The organism is Streptomyces sp. NPDC049879 (assembly GCF_044461265.1).
Classification (GTDB): domain Bacteria; phylum Actinomycetota; class Actinomycetes; order Streptomycetales; family Streptomycetaceae; genus Streptomyces.
Window position 1 is genome coordinate 262,786 of the sequence record NZ_JBITKT010000007.1, and the last position, 20,322, is coordinate 283,107.

Annotated in this window: 15 protein-coding genes; 6 read left to right on the forward strand and 9 right to left on the reverse strand. The window is 74.3% G+C overall.

Annotated elements, in window-relative coordinates:
* Positions 1-309 precede the first annotated feature (309 nt).
* Complete coding sequence (locus ACIBPC_RS24290) at positions 310-1,290, forward strand: TIGR03557 family F420-dependent LLM class oxidoreductase (protein WP_398847503.1); 981 nt, start codon at positions 310-312, stop codon at positions 1,288-1,290.
* 76 nt (positions 1,291-1,366) lie between these two features.
* Here the strand turns inward: ACIBPC_RS24290 and ACIBPC_RS24295 are convergent, their stop codons facing one another.
* Together ACIBPC_RS24295 and ligD are read right to left on the reverse strand one after the other, a co-directional pair.
* Complete coding sequence (locus ACIBPC_RS24295; RefSeq protein WP_398847505.1) at positions 1,367-3,412, reverse strand: Dyp-type peroxidase; 2,046 nt, start codon at positions 3,410-3,412, stop codon at positions 1,367-1,369.
* A 164-nt stretch (positions 3,413-3,576) separates the two neighbouring features.
* Positions 3,577-4,524, reverse strand: coding sequence for a non-homologous end-joining DNA ligase (gene ligD, locus ACIBPC_RS24300; RefSeq protein ID WP_398847507.1), 948 nt, complete (start codon positions 4,522-4,524; stop codon positions 3,577-3,579).
* Positions 4,525-4,732: 208 nt separating this feature from the next.
* On the opposite strand from ligD, the gene ACIBPC_RS24305 reads away from it, so the two are divergent.
* The 3 genes from ACIBPC_RS24305 (at position 4,733) to ACIBPC_RS24315 (ending at position 8,485) form a co-directional block, all read left to right on the forward strand.
* Complete coding sequence (locus ACIBPC_RS24305) at positions 4,733-5,275, forward strand: type 1 glutamine amidotransferase domain-containing protein (RefSeq protein ID WP_362959739.1); 543 nt, start codon at positions 4,733-4,735, stop codon at positions 5,273-5,275.
* The gene (locus tag ACIBPC_RS24310; protein WP_398847509.1) at positions 5,272-6,462 is read left to right on the forward strand and encodes a Vms1/Ankzf1 family peptidyl-tRNA hydrolase; all 1,191 of its coding nucleotides are present in this window, start codon (positions 5,272-5,274) and stop codon (positions 6,460-6,462) included. Before ACIBPC_RS24305 ends, ACIBPC_RS24310 begins: the two co-directional genes overlap by 4 nt.
* A gap of 157 nt (positions 6,463-6,619) precedes the next feature.
* Positions 6,620-8,485: a transketolase gene (locus ACIBPC_RS24315; protein ID WP_398847511.1), complete on the forward strand. Its 1,866-nt coding sequence runs from the start codon at positions 6,620-6,622 to the stop codon at positions 8,483-8,485.
* Between the two features lie 7 nt (positions 8,486-8,492).
* On the opposite strand, the gene ACIBPC_RS24320 is transcribed toward ACIBPC_RS24315, so the two are convergent.
* Both ACIBPC_RS24320 and ACIBPC_RS24325 read right to left on the reverse strand, forming a co-directional pair.
* The gene (locus ACIBPC_RS24320) at positions 8,493-9,578 is read right to left on the reverse strand and encodes a hypothetical protein (protein ID WP_398847513.1); all 1,086 of its coding nucleotides are present in this window, start codon (positions 9,576-9,578) and stop codon (positions 8,493-8,495) included.
* 7 nt (positions 9,579-9,585) lie between these two features.
* Positions 9,586-9,954 (reverse strand): tetratricopeptide repeat protein, encoded by a 369-nt coding sequence (locus ACIBPC_RS24325; RefSeq protein ID WP_362959748.1) that lies wholly within the window; start codon positions 9,952-9,954, stop codon positions 9,586-9,588.
* A 170-nt stretch (positions 9,955-10,124) separates the two neighbouring features.
* Here ACIBPC_RS24325 and ACIBPC_RS24330 point away from each other — a divergent pair, with 170 nt between their 5' ends.
* Positions 10,125-11,582, forward strand: a complete 1,458-nt coding sequence (locus ACIBPC_RS24330) for an MFS transporter (protein WP_398847515.1) — start codon at positions 10,125-10,127, stop codon at positions 11,580-11,582.
* A gap of 197 nt (positions 11,583-11,779) precedes the next feature.
* Positions 11,780-12,886 carry an ATP-grasp domain-containing protein gene (locus tag ACIBPC_RS24335; protein WP_398847517.1) on the forward strand — a complete coding sequence of 369 codons (1,107 nt, stop codon included), beginning with the start codon at positions 11,780-11,782 and terminating at the stop codon, positions 12,884-12,886.
* A gap of 57 nt (positions 12,887-12,943) precedes the next feature.
* Here ACIBPC_RS24335 and ACIBPC_RS24340 read toward each other — a convergent pair whose 3' ends face one another.
* From ACIBPC_RS24340 to ACIBPC_RS24360, 5 genes are all read right to left on the reverse strand, one after another.
* On the reverse strand, positions 12,944-13,768 hold the full coding sequence (locus ACIBPC_RS24340; protein ID WP_362959754.1) for a substrate-binding domain-containing protein: 825 nt from the start codon (positions 13,766-13,768) through the stop codon (positions 12,944-12,946).
* 14 nt (positions 13,769-13,782) lie between these two features.
* Positions 13,783-16,281 (reverse strand): glycosyl hydrolase 2 galactose-binding domain-containing protein, encoded by a 2,499-nt coding sequence (locus ACIBPC_RS24345; RefSeq protein ID WP_398847519.1) that lies wholly within the window; start codon positions 16,279-16,281, stop codon positions 13,783-13,785.
* A gap of 188 nt (positions 16,282-16,469) precedes the next feature.
* Complete coding sequence (locus ACIBPC_RS24350) at positions 16,470-17,399, reverse strand: ATP-binding cassette domain-containing protein (protein WP_362959759.1); 930 nt, start codon at positions 17,397-17,399, stop codon at positions 16,470-16,472.
* Complete coding sequence (locus tag ACIBPC_RS24355; protein WP_398847521.1) at positions 17,396-19,309, reverse strand: dipeptide/oligopeptide/nickel ABC transporter permease/ATP-binding protein; 1,914 nt, start codon at positions 19,307-19,309, stop codon at positions 17,396-17,398. Before ACIBPC_RS24355 ends, ACIBPC_RS24350 begins: the two co-directional genes overlap by 4 nt.
* A gap of 18 nt (positions 19,310-19,327) precedes the next feature.
* The gene (locus tag ACIBPC_RS24360) at positions 19,328-20,317 is read right to left on the reverse strand and encodes an ABC transporter permease (protein WP_362959765.1); all 990 of its coding nucleotides are present in this window, start codon (positions 20,315-20,317) and stop codon (positions 19,328-19,330) included.
* Positions 20,318-20,322 lie beyond the last annotated feature (5 nt).

The window sequence follows — 20,322 nt, forward strand, 5'->3', positions numbered from 1 at the left end:
ACGGACCAGACCGCCGTCCGCCCGCCCTCCCTCACCGGTTCCGCCGGTCCGTACACGCCCCGTGAGGAGGGCGTGCGGAAGGCGCGGAACACGCATGCACGCCGCCGCGCGCGGTACCCGCGTCCAGGCGCGCCGTTCCGCCGGACCAGCCGGTCCGCCATCCGGCGGACCGGCCCGGCCGGACGGCCTGTCGCCCGGGGAGACCCCGCCGCGCCTGGCAGCGTGCCCGGTACGGCGGACCCCGGCGGGGGCCGGGCAGCCCCCTGAGAGCCGGGCAGCCCCCTTCGAGAGCCGGATTGAGGAGCGCAGATGCAGATCGGTTACAAGCTCGCGTCCGAGGCGTTCGGGCCCGACGAGCTGGTGCGGCAGGCGGTGCTCGCCGAACGGGCGGGCTTCGACTTCGTCGAGATGAGCGACCACTTCCACCCGTGGCTCGACAACCAGGGCCACTCGCCCTTCACCTGGACGGTCTTCGGCGCCATCGCGGCGAAGACCGACCGGGTCGGTCTCGCGACCGGCGTGACCTGCCCGACCGTCCGCTACCACCCGGCGGTCATCGCCCAGGCCGCCGCCACCCTCGCCCTGCTCTCCGGCGGCCGCTTCACCCTCGGTCTCGGTGCGGGCGAGCGGCTGAACGAGCATGTCGTCGGTCCCGGCTTCCCCGAGTCCGTGCCCGAGCGGCACGAGAGGCTGCGCGAGGCGGTGGAGATCATCAAGCTGCTGTGGCGCGGCGGTTACCGGAGCTACGAGGGCAGGCACCTGCGCCTGGCGGACGCCCGGGTCTTCGACCTGCCGGACGAACCGCCGCTCGTCGCGCTCGCCGCGGGCGGGCACGAGGCGGCCACGCTCGCCGCCGAGACGGGCTGCGGCCTCTTCGCCACCGAGCCGCGCCCCGAACTGGTGGACACCTACCGGCAGTCGGGCGGCGACCTGCCGCGCTACGCCGAGGTGCCGCTGGCCTGGGCGCCGGACGAGCGCACCGCCGCGCGCGCCGCGCTGGAGACGAACCGCTGGGGTGTCACCGGCTGGAAGGTCATGAGCGAGCTGCCCAACCCGGTGAACTTCGAGGCGGCCACCACCACGGTGCGCGAGGAGGACATGCTGGAGCAGTTCGCCTGCGGCAGCGACCCGGACCACCACGTCGCGATGGCGCGGAAGTTCGCGGACGCGGGCTTCGACCGGCTGGTCCTGATGAACGCGGGTCCCGACCCGGACGGGTTCATCGAGTTCTTCCGCGACGAGCTGGCGGGCCGCCTGCGCGACCTCAGCCCGCGCGACGCGGCCGTCTGACCCGGGGACGGACGGCACGAACGGGCGGGGCGGTGCGGGGTACGCCGGTACCCCGCACCGCCCGCGCCGGGTGCGCTCAGTGGGCGGTGCCGGTCCTCCACAGGATCCGGCCGTCCGCCGCGCGGATCACGACGTCGCCGTCCGCCCGCACGACCAGGACGGCGCCGGGGTTGCCGCCCGTGCCGGTGCTCCACAGAACCGCGCCGGTCACGTCCACGAGCACCAGGGACCCGTCCTCGCGCAGCTCGCCGCGCACCCCGGTGCTCCCCGCCATCCCCGCGTCCCAGAGGCGGTTCTCGTTCTCGTCGCGGACGACGAGGTTGTTGTCGGCCTCGTACCGCAGCCGCGCCTTGCCCGAGCTGACGACCTCGCCCCGCGCGACGATCGCGGGCGCGGTCACCACCCGGTCGCGCGGCGGGCCGCCGCCCGGCGGGAGCGCCCCCTCGGCCAGCAGCTTCAGCGCGCTGAGCGACGGCGCGAACGCGTACACCCCGCCCTCGGTGCGCACGAACTGGCGCAGACTCAGCTCCGCCATCCCGTCACCCTCCCGGCCGCCGACGGGGAACGCGACGGTGCCCTCGCGCCCCAGCACGGCGTCGCGGCCGACCGAGGGCTCCCTGCTCGGGAAGTCGTGGCCGTCGATCCAGGTGCGCTGGACGAACTCGAACTGCGCGATGAGGTCGGCCTGATAGGACACGAAGACGAGCCCGCGCGGCGCGTCGGGCCCGTTCCCGCCGCCCGCGGCCGGGTCGAAGGGCAGGCCGAACGGGATGCCGCGCCGCATGATGCGCCGCCCGTCGAGCGCCCCCTTCTGCTCCAGCGCCGCGTCGTCGTCGACGTTCACCTTGAGGCCGTCCCGGGGGTTGCACTTGCGCATGTGCGAACACAGCGGCGTGACGCGGCCCTCGAAGTCGTCGGCGAACGTCACGTCGTTGTCCCCGTCGTCGGCGAGGACCGACGCCGGGTCGGCGTCCGGGTACTTGGCGACCGGCGCGCCGGAGCGCCAGCGCCCGAACAGGCGCGCCGCCAGCCACTCGGAGCCGGCGTCCTCCGGGACCGCGCCCGCCTCCTTCAGCACCCGCAGCTGGTCCGCGACCTGCGCCCACCAGCCCGGCACGTCCTGGGCGAGGCGGCGCACCACCTGGAACGACCCGTCGGCCATCCAGTCGGGCAGGTAGGGGCCGAGCCGGTGGTCGGCCGGGTGCCCGTGCACGATCTCGCCCGCGGGCAGGACGCGGGTGCCCGGCTTGCCGCGCTGATGCTGCGGGTCGTCCGGGTCGCGCTCGTCGAAGCCCTCCACGGCGGGCTGGCTGATGCCGTCCTTGAAGCCGAAGTGCTCCTTGCCGCGCCGGTCGCCGGTGAGCGTCGCGCCGTACTGCTCGAACGACACGGTCACCCGGTGCGTCGCGGCCTCCTGGCGTTCGCGGGCCAGCGCCGCGTGCAGGTCCTCGACCCGGTCGGCGGCCACGGTCAGCACCGCGTGGACGGGCAGGGTGTGGCCCGCGCCGAAGAGCCAGTCCGAGGGGTCGTTCGCCCCGGTGTCGCCGAGCGACGCGGCGCGTGCCGCCATGCCCTGGACGAACGCCTCCTGCGTGCTGCCCCTGGGGACGTCCGCGTACGGGGCGCCGCCGACGAGGGTGACGAGCCCGGGGTGCGTGAAGCCGACGGAGCGCCAGACGGCGTTGAGGTTGTGCGGGTCGTCGCCGCCCGAGTTGCGCCGGGCGCGGCTGAAGACGGCGTTGAACGCCGCGACGTCCCGGGTCGTGGCGATGCGGTGCCTGAGGCGCCCCAGCCAGCGGCGGGCGCGCTCGCCGTTGCCGAAGGTCAGGAACAGCAGCTGGACATGGTCCTTCTTGAACCCGGCGAGCACGTCGCCCTGGATCTCGGTGCTGCGGCGCAGCGGGAGGTCGGGCTGGGTGAGCGGGTCGCCCGCCTGGTCCGGTACGTGCGACGGCGCGGGCGGGACGTCGGAGTGCGCGCCGGTGTCCTCCGCGGGCGCGGCGGGCGCGGGCAGGGGCGGCGCGGGCGGTGCGGTGGTGGTGACGGCGGCGGATGCGGCGCCGTCCAGCGTCGTGACGGTGCCCGCCTGTCCGGACGCGGGCGTGGCTGATGTGAACCCCATGGAACTCCCCCGTTGTGCTGCGAACCGTTGTGCTTCGGATCCCCGATGCGGCCGCGCCGGTGCGGCCGGCCGCCTGCCCGAACGTATCCATCCGCTGGTCACGCTGTGTGCGGTCGGACGGTCAATCCACTCGTTCGAGCGAACTGGGAGCGTGGGCGGACCGGTCAGGACGCGAGCGCCGCGAGCCGGCGCTGCGCCGGGTGCAGGGAACGGCGCGCGCGGTGCAGGCCGGTCCACGGGTCGCCGCGCTCGGCGAGCCGGTCCGGCAGGGTCCGCAGCGTCCAGTCGCGCGGCCCGAGCCCGGGGTCGTCCACCTCGTCCCAGCTCAGCGGGGTGGCGACCGGCGCGTGGGGCCTGGCGCGCACGGCGTACGGTGCGACGGCCGTCTGCGCGTAGCCGTTCCGCTGGGTGTCGAGGTAGAGGCGGCCCGCGCGGCGGTTCTTGCGCGCTTCGGTGGTCAGCCGGTCGGGGTGACGGGCGGCGAGGGTGTCGGCGACGTCGCGCGCGAAGCCGCGCACCGTGTCGAAGTCGCTGCGCCCGTCCAGGGGGACGAGGACGTGCAGGCCGCGCGAGCCGGTGGTCATGACGACGGGCCGCAGGCCGAGGCCGGTCAGCAGGCCGCGCAGTTCCCGGGCGGCCCAGCGGACCGTGCCGAAGTCGGCGCGGGGGCCGTCGCCGCCCTCGCCCTCGGAGGGCGGGTCGAGGTCGAACACCAGCCGGTCGGGGCAGTCGAGGCCGCCGGTCCTGCTGAGCCAGACGTGCGGCGTGATGCACGCCTGGTCCGCCAGGTACGCGAGGGTCGGCGCGTCGTCGCAGACGGCCATGGTGAGGCTGCCGCCCGCCTTGGGGACCTCCTGGCGGTGCACCCAGTCGGGGAAGTGGGCGGGGATGTCCTTGTGGAAGAACGACCTGCCCTCCCAGCCGTCCGGGTACCGCTCCATCGAGACGGGCCGGTCGCGCACGTACGTGAGCATCGGCCGGGCCACCGTGCGGTAGTAGTCGAACAGTTCCGCCTTGGTGATGCCGTCCTCGGGGAACATCTCCTTGTCCGGGTTGGACAGGGGCACCTGCCGCCCGCCGACCCGGACCTCCCGCCGCTTGCGTGCGCTCACCGCGCCCGGGTTCCCCGTGTGCCGCGGCGCAAACGGCGGCACGGCGGGGCTCCCCGGCGGGCGGCCGCGGCGGGTTTTGGCGGCGGGGACGTCGGTTACCCGCCCCGGGAGCGCGGTGGAGCAGTCGGACATTCCCGGTCTGCCCCCGCGACACACCGGACAACCCCGGACGAGAACGCGGCAACGCCGGAGGAAAGGGAGGCATCCCATGCGCATCGCGTTCCTGGTGGCGCCGGAAGGCGTCGAACAGGTCGAGCTGACCGAGCCCTGGCGGGCGCTGACCGAGACGGGCGAGACCCCGCAGCTGGTCTCCACGAAGCCGGGCCACATCCAGGCGTTCAAGCACCTGGACCACGGCGACACGTTCCCCGTGGACCGGACCGTCGACCAGGTGACGGCGAAGGACTACGACGCCCTCGTCCTCCCCGGCGGCGTGGCCAACCCCGACGCGCTGCGGCTCGACGAGCGCGCCGTCGCCTTCGCGAAGGGCTTCTTCGAGGCGGGCAAGCCGGTCGCGGCGATCTGCCACGCGCCGTGGACCCTGATCGAGGCGGACGTGGTGCGCGACCGCACCATGACCTCGTGGCCCAGCCTGCGCACCGACCTGCGCAACGCCGGTGCGCACTGGGTGGACGAGCGCGTGGCCGTCTGCACGAGCGGGCCGAACACGCTGGTGACCAGCCGCAGGCCGGACGACCTGCCCGCCTTCGACGAGGCGATGCTGAACGAGTTCGGGAAGGCGATCGCATGAAGCTCGACATCCTCGAACCCCTCCTGAGCAGGCCGGGGCCGTGGGCGTCCGTGTACGTGGACACCTCGCGGACCTCCGAGAACGCGGTGCGGATCGGCGAGCTGCAGGCGCGCGACGCCTACGACCGGCTCGGCGAGCAGGGCGCCGACGAGGCGACCCGCCGCGCCGTCCGCGCGACCGTGGACGGCCTCGACCGCGAGCACCTGGGCCACGCCGTGTTCGCCACGGACGGCGAGACCGTGCTGTCGGTCCCGCTGACGGACCCGCCGCTCTCCCCGCCGCTGACCGACTGGGCGCCGCTGGCCAGGCTCGGCCCGCTGCTCGACCACGGCGGCCCGGAACCGCGCTGCCTGGTCGCGTTCGTCGACCGCAGGGGCGCCGACTTCGAGCTGCGCGGCATGCGGCGGCACCCGGCGGACGCGGGGCACGTCTCCGGCCGCCAGTGGCCGATCCACCGCACCGCGCGCGACGACTGGGGCGAGCGCCACTTCCAGCTGGCCGTCGAGAACACCTGGGAGGAGAACGCCCGGGAGACCGCCGACGTGCTGGCGTCGGAGGCCGCGCGCACCGGCGCCGAGATGATCGTCGTCGCGGGTGACGAGCGCGAGCGGCGCTCGGTGTGGGAGCAGCTGCCCGAGCCGCTGCGGCAGATCGCGTACGAGGCGGAGTCCGGCGGCCGTGCCGCGGGCGCGGACAACACGCTGCTGGACGCCCAGATCGACGCGGCGCGCGTGGACATCGCCCGGCAGCGGGCGGCGGAGACGCTGGAGCGCTTCCAGGCCGGGCGCATGCCGTCGTACGGCGACTCGGCGGAGGGCGTGCCCTCGCTGGTGGACGCCGCGCGCGAGCACCGGCTCGACACGCTGCTGATGCGCGTCGGCGGGCCCGACCTGCACCGGGACGTCTGGGTCGGCCGCGACCCCGACCAGATCGCGGTGCGGCGCACGGACGCCGAGGCCCTCGGCGTGTACGACCCGTGGGCGGTGCGGGCGGATGACGCGCTGCTGCGCTCGGCGGCGGCGACCGGCGCCGACGTGGTGCCGCTGCCCGCCGAGGCGGACGCGCGGGACGAGGCGCTCGGCCCGCCGCTCGGCTCGATGGAGTACCCGTCGGGCGGGCTCGGCGGCCTGCTGCGCTGGCCGTACCAGGACGGCGTGCCCGGCGGTGGCAACCGCGCCGTGCCGTGAGCACCGGCGCGGGCGCCGCGGCCCGGCGGGACGGGTGGCCGGAAACGGCCGCCGCCCGCCGGCGCGCCGCCGTCCCCGGCGTTACGCGCGGGACCGTGCGGGTACCCGCGCTCGGAATCGGACCCCGGCCCCGGCCGGGATGCAGGGAGGCTCGGACATGACCGCGACCATGGACACGACCACGGACCAGTTCCTGGCAGATCTGGCGCAGCAGCTGCGGGTGGACTCGGTGCGCGCCACGTCGGGCGCCCACTCGGGCCACGCGACGTCGTCGATGTCCGCCGCGGACCTGATGTCCGTGCTGCTGGCGCGGTACTTCCGCTACGACTTCGACTGGCCCGACCACCCGGGGAACGACCATCTGATCTTCTCCAAGGGGCACGCGTCGCCGTTGCTGTACGCCATGTACAAGGCGGCGGGCGTGGTGACCGACGAGGAGCTGATGACGTTCCGCACGCTCGGCAGCCGCCTCGAAGGGCACCCGACGCCGCGCCTGCCCTGGGTGGACGTGGCGACCGGCTCCCTCGGCCAGGGCCTGCCGATCGGCGTCGGCGTGGCGCTGACCGGCCGCAGGCTGGACAAGATGCCCTACCGGGTGTGGGTGCTGTGCGGCGACAGCGAGATGGCGGAGGGCTCCGTCTGGGAGGCGTTCGAGCACGCCGGGTACGAGAAGCTCGGCAATCTCACGGTGATCGTGGACGTGAACCGCCTCGGCCAGCGCGGCCCGACCCGCCACGAGTGGGACCTCGACGCCTACGCCCGCCGCGCCGAGGCGTTCGGCTGGCACACGATCGAGGTGGACGGGCACGACATCGCCGCCGTCGACGCCGCCTACGCCGAGGCCGCGGGCGAGGAGGACCGGCCGACCGTCATCCTGGCGCGGACGAAGAAGGGCCGCGGCGTGAAGGCCGTGGAGGACCAGGAGGGCAAGCACGGGAAGCCGGTGCCCGACGAGACCGAGGCCATCGCCGAGCTGGGCGGCATCAGGGACCTGCGGGTGGACGTCGAGCGCCCGCCCGCCGCCACGGCGCCGCGCCGCGCGCAGGGCGTCCACACGCGCATGCCGCGCTACGAGATGGGCGAGCCCGTCGCGACGCGCAACGCGTACGGCGACGCGCTGACGGCCGTGGGCGAGGTGCGCGAGGACGTGGTGGCGCTGGACGGGGAGGTCGCGGACTCGACGCGCTCCGGCGTGTTCGCCGAGAAGTTCCCCGACCGCTTCTTCGAGTGCTACATCGCCGAGCAGGAGATGGTCGCGACGGCGGTGGGCATGCAGGTGCGGGGCTGGACGCCGTACGTCTCGACGTTCGCCGCGTTCCTGACGCGCGCGCACGACTTCCTGCGGATGGCGTCGGTCAGCAGGGCGAAGCTCAGCGTGGCCGGGTCGCACGCGGGTGTGGCGATCGGCGAGGACGGGCCGTCGCAGATGGCGCTTGAGGACCTCGCCATGTTCCGCTCCCTCCACGGCAGCACCGTGCTGTACCCGTGCGACGCGCACCAGACGGGCCACCTGACGGCCGCCATGGCCGATCTGGAGGGCATCAGCTACCTGCGGACGTCGCGGGGGAAGATGCCGGTGATCTACGGGCCGGACGAGGAGTTCCCCGTGGGCGGCAGCAAACTGCTGCGGGCGTCGTCCGACGACGTGGTGACGGTCGTGGCCGCGGGGGTGACCGTGCACGAGGCGCTGAAGGCGGCCGACGAGCTGGCCGGCGAGGGCATCCGCGTGCGCGTGATCGACCTCTACTCGGTGAAGCCGGTGGACGTCGCGACGCTGCGCGAGGCGGCCGACGTGACGGGCTGCCTGCTGACGGTGGAGGACCACCATCCCGAGGGCGGGATCGGCGACGCGGTGTTCGAGGCGTTCGGCGACGGGCGTCCCGTGCCGAGGCTGCTGCGGCTCGCCGTCAGCTCCATGCCGGGCTCGGCGACGGAGGCGGAGCAGCTGGAGGCGGCGGGCATCGACGCCTCGGCCATCGCCACGGCGGTACGCCGCCAGGCAGCGGGCCACGGCACCGTCTGACGCCGCTCTAGGACACGGCCTGGCCGCCGCCCCGTCTGCCGCTGTGGGCGAGGGTGGCGGCCAGGACGCGTTCCGCGGTCTCCTCGACGGCCGGGAGCGCGGCGAGCACCGCGCGGGCGCGTGCCGTGAGGTCGGCGGCCGAGGTGATGCCCAGGTCGGCGAGCGCGGCGTGGAAGGCGGGCTCCAGCTCGCGGCGCAGCGCGGCGGGCGCGTCGGCGTCCAGCGCCGTATGGCAGCGCGCGAACGTCGCGGCGATCCAGAACATCACCTCGCGGTGCCGCCCCTGCCGGATCAGCCGCAGGCTGCCGTCCACGGCGATGGGCCTGGCGGCGGGCGTCAGGTCCGAGCTGAAGAAGAACGGGGTGCGGGCGACGGCGGCCGTCGCGTCGAAGGTGCGCGCGAGGGCGTGCAGGTGCTCCTCCGCGCGCCGCGCCGTGAGGTCCTGGCAGCCGAGCAGCGTGAGCAGCTCCTCGTACGCGTCGCCGAGTCCGTGGGCGGTGAGCAGTTCGCGGGCGGCGAGGTAGCGCAGCCGTACGGTCGGGTTGCGCAGACCGGCGACGAGCACGACGTGCGTGGTGACGCCCGTCGGGAACAGCCACGCCAGCACGGTCTGCGGCCAGGGCGCGGCGGTGGGGTCGAAGCCGGTCAGGGCGCGTGCGACGTTGCCGCGCGCCTCCGCCCAGCGGCGGCGCACCCAGCGGGGCTCGGCGAACGCGCGGCCCACCTCCGTCCGCAGCCGTCCCAGCTCGCCCGTGGGGTCGGCGAGCACGGTGTCCCCGGCCGCGAGGTCCGCGCGGAACGCGCCCGCCAGGTGGTAGGAGCCGAGCACGTCCGCCGGGGAGGCGAGCCGGGCGTGCGGCAGGTAGGAGACTTCGAGGAGCGCGCCGCCGTACAGGAACTTCCCCGGCTTGTGGCCCTCGGGCAGCTCGTCCAGGACGACCATCACGTCCGTGTCCGAGCCGACCGGGACCTCCGCGCCGGGCGGCAACGACAGCGTCGAGCCGGTCAGGTACGCGCCGCGGAAGCCGGGCAGGCGGCTCCCGTGGCGCGCGACCCAGTCGGCCGCCGCGTCCCTGGCGTCCCCGGCCAGCACCGTGCCGTCAGCCCGCCCGGTCGAAGTGGGCGGCGGCCAGGTACTCGGGCTTCGGGTCGAGGGCGGCGGCCAGCCGGAAGTGCCGCAGCGCCTCGTCGCCGCGCCCGGCGCGCTGGAGCGTGCGGGCGAGCGCGAAGTGCGCGAACGGGTTGTCGGGCTCGCGCTCCAGCACCAGGCCGAATTCCAGCTCGGCGGCCCGCAGCTGCGCCGCCAGGAAGAAGGCGCGGGCGCGCAGCAGGCGCGCGGCGGTGTTCTCCGGGTGCGCGCTGACGACGGGGTCGAGCAGCTTGAGGGCGCCGCGCGGGTCGCGGGCGTCGATGAGGTGCTCGGCCGCGCGGTAGGCGATGACGTTGGTCTCGGGAGTGGCTTCGGGCACGGGAGTCTCCTTGCGCTCGCTGCCGGACGGGCCCGCGGGTGTCCGGGGCTCCGAGCCGGGGAACGTTGCCGACCGGGGGGTTATTCCCCGTGCGGGCCCGTTCCCGCACCTCCGGCCAGAACGGCGGCCCGCCGGGCGGGGGCGGGGGGCCGCGGCTAGCCTGGGGGATCATGGCCACGTCCGACGCTCCGACGCCCCGTCCGCAGCCGTCCGACGAGCTGCCGCCGCGGCGGCGCATCCTCGTCCTCGCGATCTGCTGCATGAGCCTGCTGATCGTCAGCCTCGACGTGACCGCGCTGAACGTCGCCCTGCCGTCGCTGCAGCGCGAGCTGGACGCGGACATCTCCGGGCTCCAGTGGACGGTGGACATCTACACGGTGGTCATCGCGTCTTTCCTGATGCTGTCCGGCTCGACGGCGGACCGGATCGGGCGGCGCAAGGTGTTCCAGACGGGCCTGGTGGTCTTCGTGACGGGCTCGGTGCTGTGCGCCCTGGCGCCGAGCCTGGGGTGGCTGGTCGCGTTCCGCGCGGCGCAGGCCGTGGGCGGGTCGATGCTGAACCCGGTGGCGATGTCGATCATCACCAACACCTTCCGCGACCCCAAAGAGCTGGCGCGGGCGATCGGCGTGTGGGGCGGTGTCGTCGGCATCTCGATGGCGGTCGGGCCGGTGGTCGGCGGCGCGCTGGTGCAGTCGTTCGGCTGGCGGGCGATCTTCTGGATCAACCTGCCGATCGGGCTCGCGGCGCTGTTCCTGACGATGCGGTTCGTGCCGGAGTCGCGGGCGCCGCGCCCGAGGCGTCTCGACCCGGTGGGCCAGCTGCTGGTGATCGTGGTGCTCGGCGGGCTGACGTTCGGGATCATCGAGGGCGGCAAGGAGGGCTGGACGTCGCCGCTGCTGGTGGCGCCGGTGGCGCTGGCGGTGGCCGCGCTGGTCGCGCTGCTGGTGTACGAGCCGCGGCGCGCGCAGCCGCTCCTGGAGGTGCGCTTCTTCCGGAGCGCGCCGTTCAGCGGGGCGTTCGGCATCGCGATCGCGGCGTTCGCGGGCCTGGGCGGCTTCCTCTTCCTCAACACGATCTACCTCCAGGACGACCGCCACCTGTCGGCGCTCGACGCGGGTCTGCACCTGCTGCCGATGGCGGCCGTGACGCTGTTCTTCTCCCCGCTGTCCGGCTACCTGGTGGGGCACATCGGCCCGCGGGTGCCGCTGCTGCTGGCCGGGACGGCGATCACGGCCAGCGGCATCCTGCTGACCCGTCTGCACCCGCACACGTCGCTGCCGCTGCTGTTCGCCGCGTACGCGCTCTTCGGCATCGGCTTCGGGCTGGTCAACGCGCCGCTGACCAACACGGCGGTGACCGGTATGCCGCGCTCGCAGGCGGGCGTGGCCGCGGGCATCGCCTCGACGGGGCGGCAGATGGGGTCGGCGCTCGGCGTGGCGGTGGTGGGCACGGCGCTCGGCGCCGGTTCGCAGACGGCGGGCTGGTGGATCATCGCGGCCTGCGGGCTGCTGGTCCTGGCGATGGGCGCGCTGACCACCGGCCGCTGGGCCAGGGGCACGGCGGACCGGGCGGCGGAGGCGCTGCCGGAGGAGTCGGTGCCGATCGCGCAGCAGCGCCCCGGCGCGTGAGCCCCGGCGTACGCGCCCGTGAAACACGCGTGTCACGCGCGGGAGTTATGCTCCAGCTCCCATGATCATCACAGGAGCCATGGCCGCCTGAGCCCGCGGCCGTGGCGGGGGCCAGGACGCCCCGGTCCACGGCGTCCGGCGGGTCCCGGCCCGTGATCCCGACGCGGTGGACCATGCCGGTCTGTTGGCCTCGGTTGATGACGGGAGCGTGCGCGATAACACTTCGCATATGGCTGAGCAGCGCGGGAGCAGCCACCACCCAGGTGATCCGGATGCTGCGCGACAATCCGGACGCCCACCCGGTCCGCGTCCACGGGACGAACGTCGATCCCGCCGCGCCCGCCCTGGCGGCGTGCGACGTGGCGGAGGTCGAGCCCCACCGGGTCTCCGACGCGGAGTACGCCGACTTCGCCCTCGACTTCTGCCGGCGGCACGGCATCGACGTGCTGATCCCGCCCCGGCGGCTGGACGCCCTGGCGCCGCGCGCCGCCGACTTCGCCGCGGCCGGGACACGGCTGATGGCGTCGTCACCGGCCGCCATCAGGGTGCTGACGAGCAAGAGCCGCACGTACGAGGCCGCCCGCGCCATCGGCGTGCCGGTGCCCGACTGGCGGGTCGTGTCGGACGCGGACGGCCTGCGGGCGGCGGTGGCGGAGCTGCGCGCGGCGGGCGGCCCCGTCTGCATCAAACCGGCGGGCGAGTACTCCGCGTTCGGCTTCCGCATCCTGGACGACGGGCCGCCGAGCCTGCGCGACCTGCTGCAGCCGGCGAGGCCCCTGGTGTCGGTCGGCGCGGTCGCGGAGGCGCTGGAACGGGCGGCGCAGGCCCGCGAGAAGGTGCCCCGGTTCATCGTGATGCCGTACCTGGACGGCCCCGAGGTCAGCGTGGACTGCCTCTCCGCGCCCGGCGGGGAGCTGCTGGCGGCGGTGCCGCGCGCCAAGCAGGGCCGCTACCGGCTGCTGCTCGACGACCCCGAGGCGGCGCGGATCGCCGGGCTCGTCGTCGGGCACTTCGGGCTCGCGTACCTGTCGAACGTCCAGCTGCGCCACTGGCGGGGGCGGCCGGTGCTCCTGGAGGCGAACCCGCGGCCGTCCGCCGGGATCTTCCAGACGGCCTTCACCGGCGTCAACCTGCCCTGGGCGGCCGTCCGGCTGCTGCTCACCGGGGACGCCGGGCCGGTGTCGGGGCTGCGGCTCGGCGGCCGGGTGGCCGTGACGGAGGTGGCGACCGAGGTGCGGGAGGTCACGCCGGGCGTGGTCAGGCAGCGGACCGCGCACCCGGGCGAGCTGGCGGCCACCGCCTGACGCGCCGCGCCCCCGGTCGCCGAGGGCTCGGGACCGGGGGCGCGGGCGGGGCACGGCTCAGGCCGGGGGCGGCGCGGTCGTCCCCCTCGGCACGAAGCGCACGGCGGGCGACCAGCGCGGCGTGACCGGCACCCCGTCGATCAGTTCGAGGACCGACAGGGCCACCGACACGCCGAAGTCGTGCACGTCGCCGCGCATCACCGACAGCGCGGGCGACGCGAGCTGGCACATCGCCGAGTCGTCCCAGGCGATCAGCGACAGCTGGTCGGGCACGGACACGCCGAGGTCCTTCGCGAGCCCGAGCCCGGCCAGGGCCATCACGTCGTTGTCGTACATGATGGCCGTCGGCCGCCCGGGACGGCGCAGCAGCTGCGCGGTCAGCTCGGCGCCCGCCTCGGCCGAGTAGTCGCCCTCGACCAGCACCGGCTCGATCCCCGCCTCGCGGCAGCTCGCGACGTACGCCCGTGTCCTGGCCCGCGTGTGCAGCAGCGTGCCGGGGCCCGTGACGCGGGCGATCCGCCGGTGGCCCAGGCCGGTCAGGCGGCCGAACGCCTCGCGGACCGGCCCGACGTCGTCCGTCGGCACCGCCGGGGTCTCCGGATCGGCCGCCCACGTGCCGACGACCAGGTACGGCAGCCGCAGGTCGCGCAGCACGCCCGGCCTGCGGTCGCCCTCCTCCAGGTTGACCACCACGACCGCGTCGACCAGGCCGTGCGCGGCCCAGCGCCCGTACGTGGCGATCTCCGCGTCGTGCGAGGGCACCACGTGGAGGAGGACGGACAGCCCGCGCCCGGCGAGCGTCTCCTCGATCCCCGCGATGAACTCCATGAAGAACGGCTCGACGCCCAGCAGCCGCGCCGGGCGCGCGAGCACAAGCCCCACGGCTCCCGGCCGGTTCACCCGATGCCGTCCGCCCCGGACGCCGCCAGCGAGTTGACGCTGCGCAGCACGAGCGGTCCGGTGAACTCCGCCGGGTCGACCTCGGCGGCGGTGCGCACGGTGAAGCTGTGCGTCTCGCCCGGCAGGAGGCTCACCAGCATCTCGTCGGCCTCGGCGTCCGGGGCGACCCGGTCGGCGAGCAGGGCCACGTCGCGGGCGAACGAGCGGGCCCGCACGTCCACCCGGTAGCCGCCGGGCACGGCGGTCGCCTCGGCGTCCAGGGCGGCCGGGTCGTACGCGAGGTCGGGGTCCTCGGCGAAGAGGTGGACCGCGCGGGCGGTCTCCCCCGCGCCCTCGGGTCCCGCGGTGGCCACGAGCACCTCCCTGGCCGCGTCGGCCGGGGTGACCAGCGCGTCGGCGAGTTCCAGCACGACGGCCGAGCGTGCCGCCGCGTCCAGGGGCAGCGTAGCGGTGGCGAGGACGTCGCCGCCGAACGTCACGCGGCGCACGGTGACGGGGCCGCGCCACGGCTCGCCGGTGTCGTTGACCGCGACGAGGGCGGGGCGGCCGTCGCGCGGCTGGACCGTCAGCAGCCGGGGGGTGTACGCGTGGCGCAGGCCGTACCACAGCGGCTTGCGGCGGCCCTCGCCGTCGACGGCGGCCCAGGAGGTCACCGGCCAGCAGTCGTTGAGCTGCCAGACGAGGGACCCGGCGGTGCGCGGCCACCAGGAGCGGAAGTGCTCGATGCCGAAGCGCACGGCGCGCGCCTGGTTGAGCTGGGTGGCCCAGTGCCAGTCGGCGAACGTGGCGGGGGCGGGCAGGTGCGGCGCCATGCCGCGGTCGAGCTTGCCGTTGCCGTCCTCGGCCTTCTGGTGGAGGAGGAAGCCGGGCGAGGTGGGGGTCAGCGGCTCGTCGTGCACCCAGTCGGTGAGCGTGCGCCAGGTCGCGGGGCCCTGGAAGCCGAACTCGGAGCAGAAGCGCGGGATGTTGTCGCGGTAGGCGGTGTAGTCGACGCGGTTCCAGACCTCCCACTCGTGGCGGGTGCCGTGGTCCTCGTCGTTGGGGTGCTTGTCCTCGGGGGTGAAGCCGGGGCTGTACGGGCTGCCGTCGGAGTAGGCGCGGGTCGGGTCCAGCTCGGCGACGATGGAGGGGAACAGCTCGGTGTAGTAGCGGCGGCCCCAGGTGCGGCCGTCGAGGGGCTCCTGCCAGTTCCAGTCGATCCAGCCCCACAGGTTCTCGTTGCCGCCGTTCCAGAGGGCGAGCGAGGCGTGGGAGGTGAGGCGGGCGACGTTCTCCCGCGCCTCGGCCTCGAACTCGCCCCACAGCGGCTCTTCCTCGGGGTAGGCGGCGCAGGCGAGGAGGAAGTCCTGCCAGACGAGGACGCCGCGCTCGTCGCAGACGTCGTAGAAGTCCTCGGACTCGTAGATGCCGCCGCCCCAGATGCGGAGCATGTTCATGTGGGCGTCCACGGCCTGGTCCACGCGGCGTTCGAGGCGCTCGCGGGTGATGCGGGTCAGGAAGTGGTCGTCGGGGATCCAGTTGGCGCCCTTGGCGAAGATCCGCACGCCGTTGACGACGAAGGTGAAGGGGGTGCCGGTCTCGTCCGGCGTGGTGTCCACGGTGACGGTGCGGAAGCCGACGCGCCGCTCGGCGCCGTCGAGCCGCCCGGCGGCCGAGGCGAGGGTGACCTCCAGGCCGTAGAGCGGCTGCTCGCCGTAGCCGACGGGCCACCACAGGCGTGCGCCGGGGACCTCGACGGTGACCGTCGCGGTGTCGGACCCGGCCGGGACGGTGGCCTCGGCGCGGTGCCCGTCGACGGCGGCGGTCAGCGTGAGGTCGGCGGCGTCCTCAAGGCCCGAGCGCTCGACGCGGACGTGGACCTCGACGCGCCCGGTGCCGTCGTCGGCGACGGTGACGAGCGGCCGCACCTCGGCGAGCCGCGCGGTGCGCCAGCGCTCCAGGCGGACCGGCTTCCAGATCCCGGCGGTCTGGAGGTCGGGGCCCCAGTCCCAGCCGAAGCTGCACGCCATTTTGCGCACCATGTTGAACGGGTGGCCGTACGCGCGGGGGCGCTCGCCGAGGCGCTTCTCGACCTCCTCGGCGTGGACGAGCGCGGAGCGGAAGGTGACGGCGAGGGGCGCCGGGGTGCCGTCCAGGGCGTCGCGGACGTCGAAGCGGTGGGTGCGGAACATGTTCGCGGTCTCGCCGAGCACCCGTCCGGCCAGCTCGACGGTGGCGACGGTGTCGAGGCCCTCGAAGACGAGGTCGATCCGCTCGTCCGGCGCCGCGGCGGGCGCCTCGACGGTGGTGTCGTACCGCCAGTCGGTGCGGTGCGCCCAGACCAGCTCCTCCTCGACGCGGTCGAGGTAGGGGTCGCGGATGAGGCCCGCGGCCAGCAGGTCGAGGTGGGCGCTGCCGGGGACCTGGGCGGGCAGGCTGCGGCCCGCGACGGTGTCGGGGACCGGCCCGGCGACCGCCGTGAGGCGCCAACCGTCGTGCAGGGCGTGGCGGATCATCGTGAACACTCCCAAGAACGTTTCTCTCGCCGTCGGCGCGGCCAGAGATTCTTACGCAGCTGAACAAAGTAAGTCAACAGAGGCGGACGGGCCCCGGATCCGGGCCGGCCCGGCCGCTCCCCCGCGGGCGGCCGGGCCCACCCCGGGGCGGTGCGCGCCCGGCCCGGCTCAGGTCCGGCGGGCGCGGCTCACACCGGGTCCCCGGCGGCGGGGTCGGCCGCCGCCGCCGCGATCGGCGCCGCCTCGTCGAACGACTGCCAGGACCCCGTGTAGTGGTCGTACGACCGCGCCAGGTCCTCGGGGGCGATGGCCCCGGGGGTGTCGGCAAGGGTGCGGCCGCGGTCGTCCGGGTTGGGCGCCGCGGTGGCCAGCAGCTTCGTGTACGAGTGCCTGGGGGTGAGGATGACGTCGTCCGCCGGGCCGCGCTCGACCACACGGCCGCGGTACATCACCAGGATCTCGTCGGAGAAGTGCCGCGCCGTGGCGAGGTCGTGCGTGATGTAGAGGACGGCGAGACGGTCCTCGCGCTGGAGCCTCGCCAGCAGGTTGAGCACCCCGAGGCGGATCGACACGTCGAGCATCGACACCGGCTCGTCGGCCACGACGACCTGGGCGCCCGGCGCCAGCGCGCGGGCGATGGCCACGCGCTGGCGCTGGCCGCCGGACAGCTCGTGCGGCCGCCGGACGGCCATGTCGGCCGCCGGGGTCAGGTTGACGCGCTCCAGGAGCTGCTCGACGTGGCGGCGCGTCTCCTCACGGCCGCGCGTCACGCCGTGCAGGCGCAGCGGGCGGGCGATGTGGTGCTCGATGCTGTGGAACGGGTTGAGCGACGCGAACGGGTCCTGGAACACCATCTGCACGTGGTCCCGGTACCTGCGGTCCGGGATCGGCGCGCCGTCGTCGCCCGTGGCGGTGATCTCGCCGCCGGTGGGCCGCTCCAGACGCGCGATCATCCGCGCGACGGTGGACTTGCCCGAGCCGGACTCGCCGACGAGCGCGACGGTGCGGCCGGGGGTGAGGGTGAAGGACACGTGGTCCACGGCCCGCAGGCGGGCGCTGGAGAACCCCGAGCGGATACGGAAGTCCTTCACCAGGTCGCGGACCTCGAGAGCGGTCATCGCGGTGCACCTTCGTTCGCGTCGGTGGAGTGCGGGTCGGCCGGGCGCGCGCTGGACTCGCCGGTGCGGACGAACGCGCCCCGTTCGCCGGTCAGGCTCGGGAAGGAGTCGAGCAGCTGACGGGTGTACGGGTGCCGCGGGCTCGCGTGGATCTCCGCGGCGGGGGCGTACTCGATGATCTCGCCCGCGCGCATCACGGCGATGCGGTCGCTCAGTTCGAGCAGCAGCGGCAGGTCGTGCGTGATGAAGACGACGGCGAAGCCCAGTTCGTCGCGCAGTCGCACGATCTCGCGCAGGATGCCCCGCTGGACGACCACGTCGAGCGCGGTGGTCGGCTCGTCCATGATCATCACCTGCGGGTCGAGCAGCATGGCCATGGCGATCATGACGCGCTGGCGCATGCCGCCGGACAGCTCGTGCGCGTACGAGCCGAGCCGCTTCGGGTCGACGCCGACGAGGCGCAGGACCTCCTCGCAGCGCGCGCGGCGTGCGTCGCGCGGCATGTCGGGGCGGTGTGTGAGGAGCACGTCGTCGAGCTGCTCGTGGACGGTGATCACCGGGTTGAGCGAGTTCATCGCGCCCTGGAAGACCATCGAGAGCTTCGACCAGCGGAACTGCCGCAGCTCCTCGGCGCCGAGCGCCAGCAGGTCGATGTCCTCGCCCGAGCGGTCGTGGAAGGTGACCGTTCCCGACGAGACCTCGGCCGGGGGGCGGTGCAGGCGGTTGATCGCGTAGGCCAGGGTGGTCTTGCCGCAGCCCGACTCGCCCGCGAGCCCCAGGATCTCGCCGCGCCTGAGGGTGAGGGAGACGTCCTTCACCGCGTGCACGGGCGTGTCGGAGCGGTAGACGACGTTCAGGCCCTCGACCGTCAGGACCCGCTCGCGCCCGTCCTCGGCGGGCGCCGCGCCCGCGCCGGTGCCGGTCCGCGCCTCGGCGGCGACGGCGCCCGGCTCGACGCCGGTGCCCGCCCGGGACGCGCGGACACGCAGCTTGGGGTTGATGATCTCGTCGATGCTGAAGTTGATCAGCGAGAGGCCGCAGCCGAAGAACGCGATCATCAGGCCCGGCGGGACGAACCACCACCACGCCTCGTACTGGAGCGCCCAGCCGTTCTGGGCGAAGTACAGCATGGTGCCGAGCGTGTGCGAGTTGGTGGCGCCGAGGCCGAGGAAGGCGAGGCCGGCCTCGGAGAGGATCGCCGCGATGACGGCGAAGACGAACTGCGAGGCCAGCAGCGGCAGCAGGTTCGGCAGGATCTCCACCGAGACGATGCGCCAGCGCTTCTCCCCCGCGACGCGCGCGGCGGCCACGTAGTCCCGGTTGCGCAGGGACAGCGTCTGGGCGCGCAGCACGCGGGCGGACGCGGCCCAGCCCGTGACGGCCAGGACGACGGCGATCGTCCACCAGCCGCGGTCGGGGGCGGGGACGAACCCGGCGATCACGATGACCAGCGGCAGGCCGGGGATGACCAGCATGACGTTGGAGAACAGCGAGAAGCCCTCGTCCAGGGCGCCGCCGACGTACGCGCCGATGATGCCGAAGACGGCGGACAGCGCGGTGGCGAGGACGCCGACGAGCAGGCCGACCTGGAGCGAGCCCCGGGTCGCGTGCGCCAGCTGGGCGAGGACGTCCTGTCCTGTCTGGGTGGTGCCGAGCCAGAACTCGCCGCTCGGCGAGGTCATGCCCATGCTGTCGATGGCGTTCGGGTCGCCGGTGAACAGGGGGCCGAGGACGCCGAACAGCGCGATGCCGACGACGAGGAGGAGTCCGACGGCCAGCTTCGGCGACCACGCGGGCAGCAGCGCGCGCAGGCCGCTGCCGCGTCCGGTGGGCGGTGCGGCCGACGCCGCCGCCTCCGCCTGGGGGGCGCCCTCGTCGGTCGCGCCGGTGAGCGGGCTGAGATTGGTCATGGGTGCCTGCTCCTTAGCTCAGTTCTCGACTCGGGTGCGGGGGTCGATGAGGCCGTAGAGCAGGTCGACGACCAGGTTGGCGCCGAGCACCGCCACGGTGATCACGAGGAAGATGCCCTGCATCAGGGCGTAGTCGTTGTTCTGCACCGACTCCAGCAGCCGTGAGCCGATCCCCGGGTAGGAGAAGACCTGCTCGGTGACGATGGACCCGGAGACCACGAAGCCGAGGGAGATCGCGAACCCGGCCACGGAGGGCAGGACGGCGTTCCGCGCGGCGTAGCGGCGCATGATGCGGCTGGTGCGCAGGCCCTTGGCCTGGGCGGTGAGGACGTAGTCCTCGGCGACGGTGGAGACCATCATGTTGCGCATCCCGAGCAGCCAGGCGCCGACGGACGAGAGCACGATGGTGAGCGCGGGCAGGAAGCCGTGCTCGACCGTCGAGCTGATGAAGTCCCAGTTCCAGCCGGTGGACAGCGTCACGTCGTAGCCGCCGTTGAGCGGGAACCAGCCGAGGTTGGTGGACAGGAGCAGGACGAGGATCAGCGCCAGCCAGAAGTACGGCACGGCGGCGAGCAGCGTGGTGGCCGGGACGAGGGTGTCCATCCAGGAGCCGCGCTTCCAGCCGACCAGGGCGCCGAGCAGGACACCGATCGCGAAGGACAGGAAGGTCGCTATGCCGACCAGCACGATCGTCCACGGCAGGGAGTCGCCGATGACGTCGGTCACGTTCGCGGGGAACTGGCTGACCGAGACGCCCAGGTCGCCCGCGAACAGGTTGCCCAGGTAGTCGATGTACTGGTTCCACAGCGGGGCGCCGCTGTCCGTGCCGAGCATCAGCTCGAACGCCTCGCGGGCCTCCGGGGTGACCGAGCCGCCACGCTGCTGGAGCTTCGCCAGCAGCGTGTCGACCGGACTGCCCGGCATCATTCGCGGAATGAAGAAGTTGAGGGTCAGTGCCGCCCACAGGGCGATGACGTAGAACCCCAGCTTCCGGGCGTAGTACCTCATGGCTG

What these genes read in the sequence shown, in the direction of transcription:
- ACIBPC_RS24290 (WP_398847503.1), top strand. Translation starts at nt 310, where the DNA reads ATGCAGATCGGTTACAAGCTCGCGTCCGAGGCGTTCGGGCCCGACGAG.
- ACIBPC_RS24295 (WP_398847505.1), bottom strand. Translation starts at nt 3,412, where the DNA reads ATGGGGTTCACATCAGCCACGCCCGCGTCCGGACAGGCGGGCACCGTC.
- ACIBPC_RS24305 (WP_362959739.1), top strand. Translation starts at nt 4,733, where the DNA reads ATGCGCATCGCGTTCCTGGTGGCGCCGGAAGGCGTCGAACAGGTCGAG.
- ACIBPC_RS24310 (WP_398847509.1), top strand. Translation starts at nt 5,272, where the DNA reads ATGAAGCTCGACATCCTCGAACCCCTCCTGAGCAGGCCGGGGCCGTGG.
- ACIBPC_RS24315 (WP_398847511.1), top strand. Translation starts at nt 6,620, where the DNA reads ATGACCGCGACCATGGACACGACCACGGACCAGTTCCTGGCAGATCTG.
- ACIBPC_RS24330 (WP_398847515.1), top strand. Translation starts at nt 10,125, where the DNA reads ATGGCCACGTCCGACGCTCCGACGCCCCGTCCGCAGCCGTCCGACGAG.
- ACIBPC_RS24335 (WP_398847517.1), top strand. Translation starts at nt 11,780, where the DNA reads ATGACGGGAGCGTGCGCGATAACACTTCGCATATGGCTGAGCAGCGCG.
- ACIBPC_RS24345 (WP_398847519.1), bottom strand. Translation starts at nt 16,281, where the DNA reads ATGATCCGCCACGCCCTGCACGACGGTTGGCGCCTCACGGCGGTCGCC.
- ACIBPC_RS24350 (WP_362959759.1), bottom strand. Translation starts at nt 17,399, where the DNA reads ATGACCGCTCTCGAGGTCCGCGACCTGGTGAAGGACTTCCGTATCCGC.
- ACIBPC_RS24355 (WP_398847521.1), bottom strand. Translation starts at nt 19,309, where the DNA reads ATGACCAATCTCAGCCCGCTCACCGGCGCGACCGACGAGGGCGCCCCC.
- ACIBPC_RS24360 (WP_362959765.1), bottom strand. Translation starts at nt 20,317, where the DNA reads ATGAGGTACTACGCCCGGAAGCTGGGGTTCTACGTCATCGCCCTGTGG.